Raw genomic sequence first — 14,184 nt, forward strand, 5'->3', positions numbered from 1 at the left:
GTGTCGTACCCCCGCGAGGTGCGCCACCGGCTACAGCGTCCCCGTGCGGAGCGCGTACGCGACCGCGTGGGTGCGGTTGCGCAGGCCGAGCCGGTTCATCATGACGCTGACGATGCTTTTGATGGTCCGCTCCGAGTAGTTCAGCTTCTGGGCGATCTCGGTCGTCTCCAGCCCCTCGGCCAGCAGCCGCAGCACATCGACCTCACGGGTCTCCAGGCCGGACGCGGTCAGCCCCAACGGCCCCAGCACATCGCGCTCGACCGTCATGAGGTGGTCGAGGAGCTGCCCCTGGACCGGGTGCGGCAGCGCCGCCCCGCCCTCGGCCACCGCGCGCACGGACTCCACGACCTTGTCGTACGTGGTGTTCTGACGCCACATCACCCCGCGCAGGCCGAACCGGACCGCCCGCAGCAGATGGGCCTCCCCGATGTGCCCGGTGACCAGCACGATCGCCGGGCCGGGACGGGTCGAGCGCTCGGCCACCGACTCCATCAGCAGCATGGTGTCCTCGGTGACCTCCGGTGTGATCAGGAGCGCCACGTCCGCGTTCCGGTGTTCCTCCTGCGGCAGCACCGTCAGATCCGGATACCTGCGCAGGCACCAGACGGCCCCCTCACCGGTGATCGGGTCACTGGCGAGGACTGCTATCGAGATCGTTCCCAACGTTCTTGCTTTCCTTCCGGGCGTGGACCGTCGCCCTGGAAGGGCGGGCGGCGATCGTCACCGGGCGGCCTTAAGGCCGACTTGGCGTGTACTTGGCGAAGCTGCCCCTGCGGCCAGGCTTCGCTGCCCGCGCGGGCGGACATCCGGCCGTACGCCGCGGTCGCGGGCGGCCCTCTGCCTACGCTCCACGCGCGGATCCGGTCGTGGATCCCGTTGCGGGAATGCCGGCAGAAGCAGAGAAGAGAGCACGTTGAGCACCGTCGTCGCCAAGCGCTCGCCGCGTGCCGAAGGTCCCCCGATGCCGGAGGGCCAGGTGGAACTCGCCGAGCCTCCGGTGCTCGGCGAACCGGCCACCGCCGACTTCGGCTCGGTGATGACGTACCTGCCGATGGGCCTGGGTGCAGGCGCCATGGTGCTGATGTACTCGGTCGGCAGCGGCGGTACGTCCATGTACATGATGACCGGGATGATGGGCGTCGCCATGATCAGCATGACGCTGACCCAGGTCGGCAGACCCGGCGCGGACCGGCGCCGCCGTATGCGCGCCGAACGCCGGGACTATCTGCGCTACCTCGCCCAGAAGCGCGTGCAGGCCCGCCAGGCGGCCGACGACCAGCGGGCCGCGCTGCTGTGGGACAACCCCGACCCGTCCGACCTGTGGGCGCTCGCGGCCGGCCCCCGCCTGTGGGAACGCCGGCCCGGGCACGAGGACTTCGGCCGGATCCGCATCGGTCTCGCGACCCGTCGCGCCGCACTGGAGTTCCTGCCGCCGCAGACCAAGCCGGTGGAGGACCTGGAACCGCTGTGCGCGATCTCGCTGCGCCGGTTCACCAAGGCCCACCAAACCGTGCCCCTGCTGCCGGTGCCGGTCTCCCTCCAGCGCTTCACCAGCGTCGAGTTCACCGGGGACATCGACGAGGCGGTGGCTCTCGTCCGCGCGATGCTCGGCCAGTTGGCGGTTCTCCATTCCCCGGACGAACTGCGGGTGGCGGTCCTCGGAGACGAGGCGGCCCACCATGACTGGGACTGGCTCAAGTGGCTGCCGCACAACGCCCATCCGGCGGAGGAGGACGCGGCCGGAGCGGTGCGGCTGGCCGCCGGCGATCACGACGAACTCCTCGATCTGCTCGGGCCGGATGTCCGCGACCGTCCCGACCACGACGTCACCTCCTCGCCCAGCGTCGCCGAGCCCTTCACGGTCATCGTCGCCCAGGGCGTACAACTGCCCCCGGCGTCAAGGCTGTTGGGCGCCGGGATACGCGGGGTGGTGCTGCTCGACCTCACCGGCGCGATGCCCGGCGGACCCAAGGTGCTGCGGCTCACCGTCCGCGCCGGCGAGGTGGGCTTCCCCAGCGGCACCGAGAACGTCAGCGGCCGTGCCGACCGGCTCGGTCCCGTCGAGGCCGAGCAACTGGCCCGGGCCCTCGCCCCGATGCGCACCGGCGGCGGCGTCGACCTGGTCGACCGGCCCCTGGAGTCCGACTTCGACCTGGCCACCATGCTCGGCATCCGGGACGTACGCGCCTTCGACGTCGCGGCCAAGTGGCGTCCCCGGCTGGCCCAGGACGCCCGGCTCAAGGTGCCGATCGGCGTCACCGAGGACGGCGAGATCGTCGAGCTGGACCTCAAGGAGTCCGCGCAGGGCGGCATGGGCCCGCACGGCCTGCTGATCGGCGCCACCGGCTCCGGCAAGAGCGAACTGCTGCGCACCCTCGTGACCGGCCTGGCCGCCACCCACTCCTCCGAGATCCTGAACCTGGTCCTGGTGGACTTCAAGGGCGGCGCCACCTTCCTCAACATGGACCGGCTGCCGCACACCTCCGCCGTCATCACCAACCTCGCCGACGAACTCCACCTCGTCGACCGCATGCGGGACTCCATCAACGGCGAGATGATCCGCCGTCAGGAACTGCTGCGGGAAGCCGGATACGCCTCGCTCTTCGAGTACGAGAAGGCGCGCGCCGCCGGCGCGAGCACCCTGGCTCCGCTGCCCTCGCTGCTGGTGATCGTCGACGAGTTCTCCGAACTGCTCGCCAGCAAACCGGAGTTCGTGGAACTGTTCGTCTCCATCGGCCGGCTCGGCCGCAGCCTGGGCGTCCATCTCCTGCTGGCCTCCCAGCGGTTGGACGAGTCTCGCATTCACCGCGTCGAGGGCCACCTCTCGTACCGGCTCGCCCTGCGCACCTTCTCCTCGATGGAGTCGCGCAGCGTGATCGGCACCTCCAGCGCCTACGAACTGCCGTCCGCCCCCGGCAACGGCTACCTCAAGGTCGACACCACCAACCTCGTCCGGTTCAAGGCCGCCTACGTCTCCGGAGCGGCGCCCGCGCCGGCCGGTCCCGAGGAGACGGCGCACCGGACGGCTGCGGCCCGTGAGGTGACCGCCTTCGGGCTGGAGCGGCACGGGCCGCCGGCCGCGGACCGCGAGACGGAGGAGGCCGCCCGGCTCGTCTCGCTCGCCGAGGAGGCCCTGCGCGACCAGGGCGCCGGCGCCGGACCCGAGCAGGACGGCGGTGACGGCGGCGAGGACAGCCTGCTGGAGGTCTTCGTCGGGCGGCTGGAGGACAGTGGTCCGCCCGCCCGGCAGGTCTGGCTCTCCCCGCTGTCCGAGTCGCCCGGCCTCGACCAGCTGCTGCCCGGCATCGTGCCCGACCCGGACCGCGGCATGGGCGCCGCCGACCCCCGCGTCCAGGGCGCGCTGCGCGTCCCGTTGGGCATGGTGGACCGCCCGTTCGAGCAGCTCCGCGAACTGCTCGTCGCCGACCTGTTCGGCGCCGACGGCCATCTCGGCCTGGTGGGCGCACCGCAGACCGGCAAGTCCACCCTGCTGCGCACCCTGATGCTGTCGCTGGCCCTGACCCACACGCCCGCCGAAGTTCAGTTCTACTGCCTCGACTTCGGCGGCGGCGGCCTCGTCTCCACCGCAGGACTCCCGCACGTCGGCTCCGTGGCCACCCGACTGGAACGCGACCGGGTCCTGCGCACCGTCGAGGAACTCACCCAACTCCTCGAACAGCGCGAGCAGTTGTTCACCTCCCGGGGCCTGGAGTCGATGGCCGCCTACCGGGCGCTGCGCGCGGACGGCACGATCGACGACCCCTTCGGCGACGTGTTCCTCGTGGTCGACGGCTGGGCCACGCTCCGCCAGGACTACGAGGACCTCGAACAGCGGATCATGGAACTCGCCGCGCGCGGCCTGTCGTTCGGGCTGCACATCATCGCCTCCGCGGTGCGCTGGTCCGAAGTACGGCCCCGGCTGCGGGACATGCTCGGCACCAAACTCGAACTGCGGCTCGGCGACTCGATGGAGTCCGAAGTCGGCTCCCGCGCGGCGGCCGGCGTACCGCACCGGCCGGGACGCGGACTGACCAGCTCCGGACACCACTTCCTGTCCGCGCTGCCCCGCCTCGACAGCTCCTCGCGCACCGACGACCTGACGGCCGCCACCAAGGCCGCGGTCGCCGAGATCGACACCTTCTGGACCGGCCCCCGCGCTCCCGGCGTACGCCTGCTGCCGACGAGACTCGACGCCCGCAGGCTGCCCGCACCGGCCGACACGCGCGACCTGAAGTTCTGCGTCGGCTGGGACGAGCAACGCCTCGCCCCCGTCTGGCACGACTTCGGCGCCACCCCGCACCTGCTGGTCTACGGCGACGGCGAGACCGGCAAGACCAACGCGCTGCGGCTGGCCATCCGAGCCATCACCACCCGCTACCGGCCCGAGGAGGCCAGGATCCTGCTGGCCGACCCCGGCCGCGGACTCCTCAAGGACGTACCGGAGGAGTACCGCGTCGGATACGTCGTCGACAGCGACGCGCTCGGCAAACTCGCCGACAGCGCCGCCGTGTCCGTCGCCAAACGACAGCCCGGCACCGATGTCTCCCCGGAGCAGCTGGAGAAGCGCGACTGGTGGACCGGACCCCTGCTGTTCGTCCTCGTCGACGACTACGACCTCTTCTCCGGCGCGCCCGGCACCCCGTCACCGATGCTGCCGCTGGTGCCGCTCCTCGCGCAGGGCGCGCACATCGGACTGCACATGGTCGTCGCCCGCTCCACCTCCGGCGCCATGCGGTCCGTCATGGACCCGCTGATCCGCCGGATGTGGGAGCTGGGCAACCCCGCGCTGCTGTTCTCCTACCCCAAGGAGGAGGGCAAGTTCATCGGCGAGGCCAAGCCCCGCACCCTGCCCGCGGGCCGCGCCCAGCTCGTCACCCGCCGCACCGTCCAGCTCGTCCAGACCGGCCTGGTGTCGGCGGCCCCCCTCCCCACAGGAGCACGATGACCACCGCCGTACCCCTGCCCGCCCGGACCGCCGAGGTCTGCCGCCTCACCGTGGAGGCACCGGACGGCCGCGCCGACCTCGCCGTCCCCGTCACCACCCCCGTCTCCGCCCTGCTGCCGGTGCTGCTGCGCCACACCGCCGCGGGACCCGACACCCAGGGCACCCCCTGGACCCTGCAACGGCTCGGCGAAGACCCCCTCGACCCCGAGGCGACCCCCGAGAGCGCCGGGCTGCGCGACGGAGACGTCCTGCACCTGCGTCCGGCCGAGGCGGCGCTGCCCGCCCTGCACTTCGACGACGTCTCCGACGGCGTCGCCCACACCGTCGGCACAGGACCCGGCCGCTGGCGCCCCGAACTCACCCGCAAACTCGGCCTCGCCCTGGCCTGCCTGGCGCTGGCCGCGCTCGCCGCCGCCCTGCTCGGCGCGGGCCCCGGCCCGCTCACCGCCGTGACCGCCGGAGTGATCGCGCTGGTCCTGGCCGCGGCCTGTGCGAGCGCCGCCCGCATGCACGCCGTCCCGGGCGCGATCCTCGTCGCCGGCGTCGGCGCGTTCGGCTTCGCCGCACTGGCCGGGACGACCCTGCGCGAGGGTCCGGCCGGCGGCTTCGCCCCCGGCACCACCGGAATCCTCGTGGCCGCCGGATGCGTCGTCACCCTGGCCGGCGGGCTGCTGGCACTCGGAGCACTGCCCCTGGTCGTACCCGGGACCGTCCTGCTCACGGCGGTCGCCGCCGCCGTCGGGGCCGGCCTCGCCGAGACCGCCGGACTGCACGGCTTCCAGGCCGCCTCGGTGGTCGCCGTGGGCCTGTTCGTCCTCGGCCACCTCGCCCCCCGGCTGGCCCTGCGCACCGCACGGCTGCGCGTGCCCCAACTCCCGCACGACGCCGAGGAACTCCAGCAGGACATCGAGCCCGAACCCGGCGAGCGGGTCACCGGCCGCGTCACCGTCGCCACCGCCTGCCTCGACACGATCGGCATCTCCTCCGCGCTGGTGTGGGCGGTGGCCCTGTGGCTGCTCGCCGACCGCGAACACGGCTGGACCGGCTGGCTCCTTCCCCTCTGCCTCAGCCTCGCCGTCCTGCTCCGCGCACGAGGCACCAACGGCACCCTCCAGCGGGTCCCGGCCGTGCTGGCCGGCGCCTACGGCCTGGGGCTCGTGCTCATCGTCCGGGTCGCGCCCACCGGCCCCATCGGCCGGGCCTCCGTCCTCGCGGCACTGCTGGCCGCCGCGCTGCTGCTGCTCGTCGGCGCCTGGCGGCTCCCGCGGGCCCGGCTGCTGCCGGTGTGGGGACACCTCGGCGACCTGCTGGAGACGGTCACGGCGATCGCCCTGCTGCCGCTGCTCCTCCAAGTGCTGCACGCCTACGCCTACTTCCGCGGTCTCGCGGGCTAGGAGCGGCACCCATGCAGACACGACGCGATCACGTGCAGGCCTACCAGTTCGCCATGGGGCGCCTCGCCTCCGCCCTCGTCAGCGGCGACCCGGGCCGGGGCGACAGCCCCACCCGGCGCTCCGCGCTCGGCTCGGTCTTCGGAGTGGGCCTGGTCGTCCTGCTGTGCGCCGGGTACGGGGTGTACGGCCTGATCTCACCCGTCGCCAAGGACGACTGGCGCAAGGACGGCACGATCGTCCTGGAGAAGGACACCGGCAACCGCTACGTCTACGCGAACGGCGAGCTGCGCCCTGTGCGCAACTACGCCTCCGCACTGCTCATCGCGGGGGCGCGGACCGCACCCGAGACGGTGTCCGCCACGTCCCTGGCCGGAGTTCCGCACGGCACCCCCGTCGGCATCCAGGGCGCGCCGGACACCGTGCCGGACGCGTCCGCACTGGCGACCGGAGCCTGGGCGCGCTGCCTGCCGGGTCAGGGAGCGGACAGCACCGCGGCCACGACGACGGGGGCCAAGGCCAAGGGCTCCGCCGGCCAGGGGCAGAGCCTCGTCTTCGGCAGCTCCGCGACGGCGCTCGCCGCGCTGCCAGCCGATCGACAGGTACTGCTCCGCGGGCCGGGCAAGACCAGGTATCTGCTGCTCAACGGCGTCAAGTACCCGGTCCCCGGCACCCCGACGCTGATCGCCCTCGGCCTGGACGACGAGACGGCCCTCCCCGCCACCGCCGACTGGCTCGCCGCCGTCCCCACCGGCACCGCCCTCGCCGCGCCCGTGCCGTCCGGCGCGGGCAAGGCCGCCGCCAAGGTCGCCGGGCAGAGCACCGAGGTCGGACAGGTCTTCCGCACCACTACGGGCAGCACCGAGCACTACTACGTGATGCGCTCCGACGGGCTCGCCCTCGTCAACGCCACCGAGTACGCCCTGCTCGCCGCCCGCCCCGGTGCCCCCGCTCCACGTCAGGTCGGGCAGGCGGACATCGCCGTGGCCCCGGTCTCGGCGGAACACGCCACGACCGGCCGGGTGCCGGACCTGACCCGTGTCCGTCCGCTGGGAGGCGGCACCGTCTGCGTGACCGATCTCGCCGACGACCGGGCCCGGATCACCGTGGCCGCCTCGGAGACCGGCGGAATCGTCCTGCCGCCCGGCGGCGGCGTACTGGCCGTCCCGGACAGCGGGCGGACCGAGTACCTGATCACCGAGCAGGGCCTGAAGTACCGCATCGCCGACACCGACGCCGCGCGGGCCCTCGGGTTCGGCGACACCAAGCACCGGCTCACGCTGCCGGCGGGCGTCCTCGCTCTCGTCCCGGACGGTCCGGTACTCAGCCGCGCCGCCGCCGCGAAGGACTGAACCCGATGGCCCGGCTCCGCCTTCGCTCGACACCCGTGGGCGACGTCCTGCTCATCCATCCCAAGGGCAGATACGACGACCGGGCCGCCGCGTTCGCCTCAGGCATCGCCGAGGACCCGCTCCACACCCTCGTCGTGGTGGATCTGCCCGCCGACGCCCTCGCCACGGAGTGGGAGGGGGTGGCCCGGCTGCTGTCGTCCCCCCGGCACGGCAGCCCGCGCCTGGTCTTCGGCCGGGGCACCGGCGACGACATCCGCACCGCCTGCCGCCTCCTCGCCGAACGGCTCGAACGCGAGGTGCTCGCCCCCGACGGCGACCTCGTCCCGACCGTCACCGGCGGGTTGTTCGTACCGGGTGACGACGGCGCCGCCTGGCTGCGATTCCGGCCGGGCCGCGACCCCGAGCCAGTGGCACAGCGCTACCCCAAACCGCACTGGGAGTTCACCGCGCCGACCCGCACCGGCCCGGCCGGCGCACACACCGTCGCCCAACCGGTGCCCGCGGGCGTGTGGTTGCGCCACACCGACCACGACCCCCTGGCCGCCCGTCACCGTCGCGCGGTCGAGGCCGTCCCCACCGACCCGCACCTCTTCCTGATCGTCCTCGGCAGCCCCGGCACCCCACCGCTCGCCCTCGACGACGTGGCGCGGTTCTGGGACACCGTGCTCCCCGGCGTCCGCCCCGCAGCCCGGTTCGTCCTCCACGGCAGCCTCGACACCCCTGACGACCAGGCACCGGGCCAGACCCTCGCCGACGTTCTCAACCACCAAGTCACCCTGTACGACGCCCTGCCCTACGCGGAGCCCGAGGGCCGGCCCGTCCCGGCCGAGTCCACCTACCTGCCCTCCGGGACACCCACGCCGGGTTCGGCGCCGCAGCGGGAACCGGCCCCCGGCGTGCCGTCCCCGCAGTCCCCGCCGCCCATTCGCACGGAGTCCGGCGTCGGCGCGCCGCACGGGGGAACCGGCACCACGGATCTCCCCGAGGCTCGCACCAGCCCCGACGAAACCGCCGACTCCGCCGACTCCGACGACTCGGATCTCTCGGAGGCGCCCACCGTCCGCAACGACGTCGAGACGCAGCTGCCTGCCCCGGAGCCCACCTCCGACGGCGCGGCAGATCTGGAAGAAGCCCCCACGATCCGGAACACCCGCCGGACCAGGGCCGGCAAGACCCCGGACCCGACACCGGCGCCGGCGGCCGACCCCGCACGAGTACCCGAGCCGGAATCCGAGCCTCCGCGAACGCCGGCCCCTGTTGCGACCTCGATCCCGACCCCGAACCCGATTACGGCTGAGGCCCCGGTAACGCCCCCGGCCCCTGTCCTGACCCCGGCCCTCGCCGCATCGCCGATCCCACAGCCCGACTCCGCCCCCGCACCCACCCCTTCTCCTGCCCCCGCCCAGCGGCTCGCCCCGCCCATCGCTCCCCGTTTTCGGCTGGAGTCCGGCGCCCCCGAGCCGGAGCCCTCGGTGGCCGGAGACGTGGGCACCTCCGTGGCCGCGGACACCCCGGCCGCCGCCACGGGCACCGGCCCGGCGCCCGGCACCACCCCCGTCATCGGTGGTGCGGGCGCTGGGCCAGGTGTCCGGGTGCAACCCGTGCCACGGGCCGCGGCCTGTGCGCTGCCGCCGGAGCGGGGGATCGCGCAGGAGCGGGAGTGGCTGCGGCGGACGTTGAGCGAGCAGTACAACGCCGTGGCCGGTTCCGTCTCGCGGGTGATGTCGGAGTCACCGGGCCTGCGTGGCGGGTCCCGGAGCGAGGTGGCGGACGCGCTGACCGATCTGGTCGCCGTACGCCTGTACCTGTCCGGTGACAGTCGTCAGGCCGACGCGGTCGTCCGCGAGGCGGTGGCCGGGCCGCACGTGCCGTTGGCGCGGTGTGTCACGGCGGGACTGCGGCGGCTGCCTTCCTACCGTGGGCCGGCCCTGCTGCGCACTCGCCTCGGTGACGCGGAGCGTGCGTGGTACCGCGAAGGCAGGCTGGCCACCGAGTGGGCGTTCTGCCACGCCCGTACGTCGTTGCACCCGGGCCCTCGGGGCAGCGGCGCCACCGACGTGCTGATCTGGTCGATGACCGCCCGGCGGACCAGTTCGCTGGACCCCGCCGTCCCCGATCGGGTGCTGTTCGTGCCCGGCACGGCCTTCAAGGTGCTGCGCGCCGAGGGTTCCGTCGTGCTGATGCGGGAGCTGTCGCCGTCCGAGACCACTCAGGACAGCCGCACCACCCAGGACGGCCCGAACAACACCGGCAGCCAAGGCGGTCAGCGCGATGTACCCGCCAAGTTCGACGAGATCGCCGTCAAGGGACTGGAGAAGATCCTCGACGCGCTGGAGCGGGCCGGCACCGACGCCGCCGCCGAGAGCGCCGATCCGCCCGGACTGATCGTGACCCCCCGTGCGGACCGCACAGAAGGAGCCAAGCCGTGAGCAGGCAGGTCTTGCTGGTCTCCCCGGACCGACCGGGCGCCCACCGTACGATCGCGCAGGCGCTGGCCGAGGCCGCCGAGGGAGCGCTGATCACGGTCGCCCCCGGCCGCTACGAGGAGTCGCTGGAGATCGTCCGGCCCGTGACCCTGGCCGCGGAGGGCGGCGCCGGGACCGTGCAGGTCCACGCGTCCGCGGGCAGCACGGTCGTGGTGGACGCCGAGGCGGTCCAGCTGTCCGGGCTCGTCCTCTCCGGCGCCGACCGGGAGGCACCGGTCCTCGACCTGCGGCGCGGGCAGTCGGCGCTGGACGGCTGCCGGATCGAGGGCGAGGCGTGGACGGCGGTACTGGCTTGGCACGAGGGCACCCTCGTCGCCCGTGGCTGCCGGGTCACCAACCCGCGCGGCGCCGGGGTGGTGGTCACCTCGCACGGCGACAACGTACTGGCCGACACCGAAGTCACCGAGGCAGGATCCTCAGCGGTCGTGGTCGCCGAGCACGGCCGTCTCGACATACGGGACTGCCGTCTCGACCGACCCCGGGGCAACGGCGTCTGCGTCAACGGCAACGCCTCGGCGACCGTCGAGGCCACCTTGATCACCGGCAGCGGCAAACCCGCCGTCGCCGTGGAGCAGGAGGCGCGCGCCACGCTGCTCCGGGTCACCGTGACAGGCAGCAGCGCGCTGGACGCGTATCTGACCAGCCGGGGCGAGACCACGCTCACCGACTGCGCGTTCTCCGGCTCCGGCGGACAGTCCGTGCACATCGCCGAGGGCGCCGCACCGCACCTGCGCGGCTGCGCGGTCAGCGGCGCGGCCCGCAGCGGCATCCAGGCCACCGGTGGCGCCCGGCCCCGGTTGGAGGACTGCACGGTCACCGGCACCCCGGTGGGCCTCCATGTCACCGGCGCGGCGACCCTCGTCACCGCCACCGGGCTCGTCGTGCGGGACGCCTCGACCACCGCGGTGCAGGCCGCCGACTCCGGTACGGCGGAACTGGAGCGGCTCACCGTCGCCGGCACCACCGGCGCCGGGGTGCGGGCCGAGGGCGGTGCACGGGTGACCCTGCGGGGCGCCGAGATCGCGTTGAGCGGCGGGGACCGGCCGACGGACCAGGGAGCGGGCCGGGGGACGGGACTCGCTCTGGCCGGGTCCGCGAGCGCGTTCGTGTCCGGCTCCGTGCTGCGCGAGTGCGGTGCGGTGGTCGGTGCGGACGCTGAACTCACCGCGCACGACTGCGAGTTCACCGGTTCGCCGGGCGACGCCGTGCGGGTCGGGGCGGGAGGTTCGTTCACCGCGGTCGGGTGCCGGATGACCGGGGCTCGCGGCCGTGGTGTCAACGCGCACGCCGATGCCCGCACCGATCTCAGCAACTGTGCGCTCCAGGACAACGCGGGCGACCCTCCGGCCGACCGGGCGGAGTACGGGTTCGACGGGGACGGCGAGGGCTTCGGCGCGGCCGGGTCGACCGGCCGGGACACGACCGGGGGAGAGGAAGGGGACCCGGGACCGGCGGCGGGCAGGGACGTCTCCCGCTCCGGGACCGGGCCGCTGGCCGAACTGGAGGCGCTGGTCGGTCTGGAGAGCGTCAAGCTGGAGGTCACCGGACTGATCAACCTCAACAAGGTGACCAAGCGGCGCACCGAGATGGGCCTGCCGATGCCGCCCATGAGCCGCCATCTCGTCTTCGCGGGGCCGCCCGGTACCGGCAAGACGACCGTGGCCCGGCTCTACGGCGCGGTGCTGGCCGAACTCGGCATCCTCGGCAAGGGCCACATCGTCGAGGTAGCCCGCGCCGACCTGGTCGCCCAGATCATCGGCGGGACCGCCATCAAGACCACGGAGGTCTTCAACCGGGCACTGGGCGGGGTCCTCTTCATCGACGAGGCGTACACCCTGACCAACCAGTCCCGCGGCACGGGACCGGACTTCGGGCAGGAGGCCGTCGAGACGCTGATGAAGATGATGGAGGACCACCGCGACGAGATCGTCGTCATCGCGGCCGGCTACTCCGAGCACATGGACCGGTTCCTCGCCTCCAACCCCGGTATGGCGTCCCGTTTCGCCCGCACGATCGAGTTCCCCAACTACTCCCCGGAGGAACTGGTCACCATCGTCCGGGGCTTGTGCGCCAAGCACTACTACGAGCTGTCCGACGACACCGTGGACGCGCTGTCCCGCTACTTCGAAACCGTCCCCAAGGGACCGACCTTCGGCAACGGCCGGGTCGCCCGCCAGGTCTTCGAGTCGATGATCGGCGCCCAGGCCTCACGGCTCGCCATCCAGTCCCCGGGACACGACAGCGAACTGAGCCTGCTCACCGCCGCCGACGTCACCCCGGCTCCCCAGGCGCCGCCGCCCTCACCCGAACCCTCACCGCCGCCCACGGCCCATGCCACCCCACCGCCTCCCGCACCGACCCCCGAGGCACCCTCGGCGCCCCCACCTCCCGCCGCCCGTCACCTGGCCGCTCTCAGCGGTCCTGGCCCGGTGGCCGAGGCGCTGGCCGCGCGCCTGCACACGCTGGTGAAGCTCGGTCAGGGCACCGCGGGGCTCGCGGACGTCGTCCTGGAGGGCGCGCCGGGCAGCGGACGACGGGCCGTGGCCGCCGCGTACGGCAGAGACCTGGGGGAGCTGGGCATCCTGCCGTCCGGCGCGCTCACGTGCGTCTCGCTCTCGGAGGTCCCGGCGCGCTGGGCGGCGCAGCCCGGCACATTCCTCGCCGACGTGTTCCGCCGTGCGGCCGGCGGCCTGCTCCTGCTGGAGGCCGGTCCGGCGTTCGTGGCCCGGCCGGACGCCGAACGTGACGCGGTCCTCGACGCGCTGGCCGCGGAGACGGCGACCCGCGACCCGTACGACACCGTCCTGGTGCTCTCGGGCAGCGCCCCCAGCCTGGGCGAACTGCTGCGCACCCGCGCCGACTTGGCCGGTGCGTTCGCCGAGTACCTGCGCCTGCCCGCCTGGACCGGCACGGGTCTCGCCGAGCTGACCCGGCGGCGTCTCACGGCGCAGGGCTTCGAGGTGCCCGACGACGTCCTTTCGGCGCTCGCCGCACAGGACCCGGCCGAGGGCGCGTACGGCGCGCACCGACTGGCGGACCGCATCGCCGCGCGTGCGGGTGCCCCCGTACTGGTCGCCGCCGACCTGACCGGCGAACTCCCGCTGGGAGACGCGCTGGTGGCGGGGTGAGCGGTCGTAGCGGACCGTCGCCCGGGCCGGCCGAGGTGATCGATCCGCTCGCCGAACTCCCTCGGCCGGCAACGCCGGGGGCCGGTGGGCGGGTCGCAGGGACAGAGAATCACGGTCGATGGGGCAGGGAGTCCGGTTCCGGTCCGTCGCGGGCGCCGGCCCGGACCACCATCACGGACGAGGACCGCTAGGAACCCGTCACGAGAGGAACAGCATGGCCGGCAACGTGAACACATCAGTCGACACCTCGGGCATGAAGATCGCCCAGGGCAGCTTCCAGACCGCCCTGGACGAGGTCAACGCCACGTACACGCAGATGCAGAGCCAGATCGACACGCTGCGCAGCAACTGGTCCGGTGATGCCGCCACCACCTTCCAGGGCGCCATGGACACCTGGCTCAGCGACTTCGGCACCGTCAAGCAGCAGTTGGAGCTGATGCTCCAGAAGCTCCAGGCCAACACCGGGAGTTACGACACCACGCACCAGGCCACCTCGGACACGGCGACCCAGCTCCACAAGAGCATGACCACCCCGCTGCCCGGTTTCTGAGCCACCCCACCCCCGACCACCCCGCACACGAGGAGCGAGCCATGCCCACGTACACCGTCAACATGAACCAGATCGAGTACGTCGTCGGTGAGATGACCGCGATCAGCGGGAAGATCCAGGCCGCATTGACCGACCTGGACGACAGCGCCAAGGTGCACCTGAGCGAGTGGACGAGCGACGCCCGCGCCACCTACGACGTCGCCAAGGCCAAGTGGGACACGGCCGCCGCCGACATGGTGACCCAGTCGCAGAACGCGACCAACTCCCTCGGCCACATCAACGAGTCCTACTACGCGGGTGAGCGGCACGGCGTGAGCCTCTGGGAGCAGTGA

At 73.2% G+C, this 14,184-nt stretch carries 8 protein-coding genes; 7 read left to right on the top strand and 1 reads right to left on the bottom strand.

Going from position 1 to position 14,184, the window contains the following annotated elements; translation table 11 throughout:
- Positions 1-30: 30 nt before the first annotated feature.
- Positions 31-663 (bottom strand): response regulator transcription factor, encoded by a 633-nt coding sequence (locus ACIRB1_RS36320; protein WP_403468506.1) that lies wholly within the window; start codon positions 661-663, stop codon positions 31-33.
- A gap of 250 nt (positions 664-913) precedes the next feature.
- Between ACIRB1_RS36320 and eccCa the strand changes: the two genes are divergently transcribed.
- The 7 genes from eccCa to ACIRB1_RS36355 all read left to right on the top strand — a co-directional run bounded on the left by eccCa (position 914) and on the right by ACIRB1_RS36355 (position 14,184).
- On the top strand, positions 914-4,945 hold the full coding sequence (gene eccCa / locus ACIRB1_RS36325) for a type VII secretion protein EccCa (RefSeq protein ID WP_403468507.1): 4,032 nt from the start codon (positions 914-916) through the stop codon (positions 4,943-4,945).
- Entirely contained in the window at positions 4,942-6,339 is a 1,398-nt protein-coding gene (gene eccD, locus ACIRB1_RS36330) for a type VII secretion integral membrane protein EccD (RefSeq protein WP_403468508.1), read from the top strand. The genes eccCa and eccD overlap by 4 nt, the downstream gene beginning before the upstream one ends.
- Before the next feature lie 11 nt (positions 6,340-6,350).
- A complete protein-coding gene (gene eccB, locus ACIRB1_RS36335; RefSeq protein WP_403468509.1) occupies positions 6,351-7,688 on the top strand; it encodes a type VII secretion protein EccB in 1,338 nt (445 codons plus the stop codon).
- 5 nt (positions 7,689-7,693) lie between these two features.
- Positions 7,694-10,117: a hypothetical protein gene (locus tag ACIRB1_RS36340; RefSeq protein ID WP_403468510.1), complete on the top strand. Its 2,424-nt coding sequence runs from the start codon at positions 7,694-7,696 to the stop codon at positions 10,115-10,117.
- Positions 10,114-13,302 (top strand): right-handed parallel beta-helix repeat-containing protein, encoded by a 3,189-nt coding sequence (locus tag ACIRB1_RS36345; protein ID WP_403468511.1) that lies wholly within the window; start codon positions 10,114-10,116, stop codon positions 13,300-13,302. The genes ACIRB1_RS36340 and ACIRB1_RS36345 overlap by 4 nt, the downstream gene beginning before the upstream one ends.
- A 214-nt stretch (positions 13,303-13,516) precedes the next feature.
- The gene (locus ACIRB1_RS36350) at positions 13,517-13,852 is read left to right on the top strand and encodes a WXG100 family type VII secretion target (RefSeq protein WP_328826151.1); all 336 of its coding nucleotides are present in this window, start codon (positions 13,517-13,519) and stop codon (positions 13,850-13,852) included.
- Positions 13,853-13,893: 41 nt separating this feature from the next.
- Positions 13,894-14,184, top strand: coding sequence for a WXG100 family type VII secretion target (locus tag ACIRB1_RS36355; protein ID WP_403468512.1), 291 nt, complete (start codon positions 13,894-13,896; stop codon positions 14,182-14,184).

Source organism: Streptomyces sp. NPDC096013 (assembly GCF_044763565.1).
In the GTDB taxonomy this organism is placed as follows: Bacteria; Actinomycetota; Actinomycetes; order Streptomycetales; family Streptomycetaceae; genus Streptomyces.

Coding starts and splice junctions, on each gene's coding strand:
- ACIRB1_RS36350 (WP_328826151.1), top strand. CDS start 13,517: ATGGCCGGCAACGTGAACACATCAGTCGACACCTCGGGCATGAAGATC.
- eccD (WP_403468508.1), top strand. CDS start 4,942: ATGACCACCGCCGTACCCCTGCCCGCCCGGACCGCCGAGGTCTGCCGC.
- ACIRB1_RS36355 (WP_403468512.1), top strand. CDS start 13,894: ATGCCCACGTACACCGTCAACATGAACCAGATCGAGTACGTCGTCGGT.
- eccB (WP_403468509.1), top strand. CDS start 6,351: ATGCAGACACGACGCGATCACGTGCAGGCCTACCAGTTCGCCATGGGG.
- ACIRB1_RS36340 (WP_403468510.1), top strand. CDS start 7,694: ATGGCCCGGCTCCGCCTTCGCTCGACACCCGTGGGCGACGTCCTGCTC.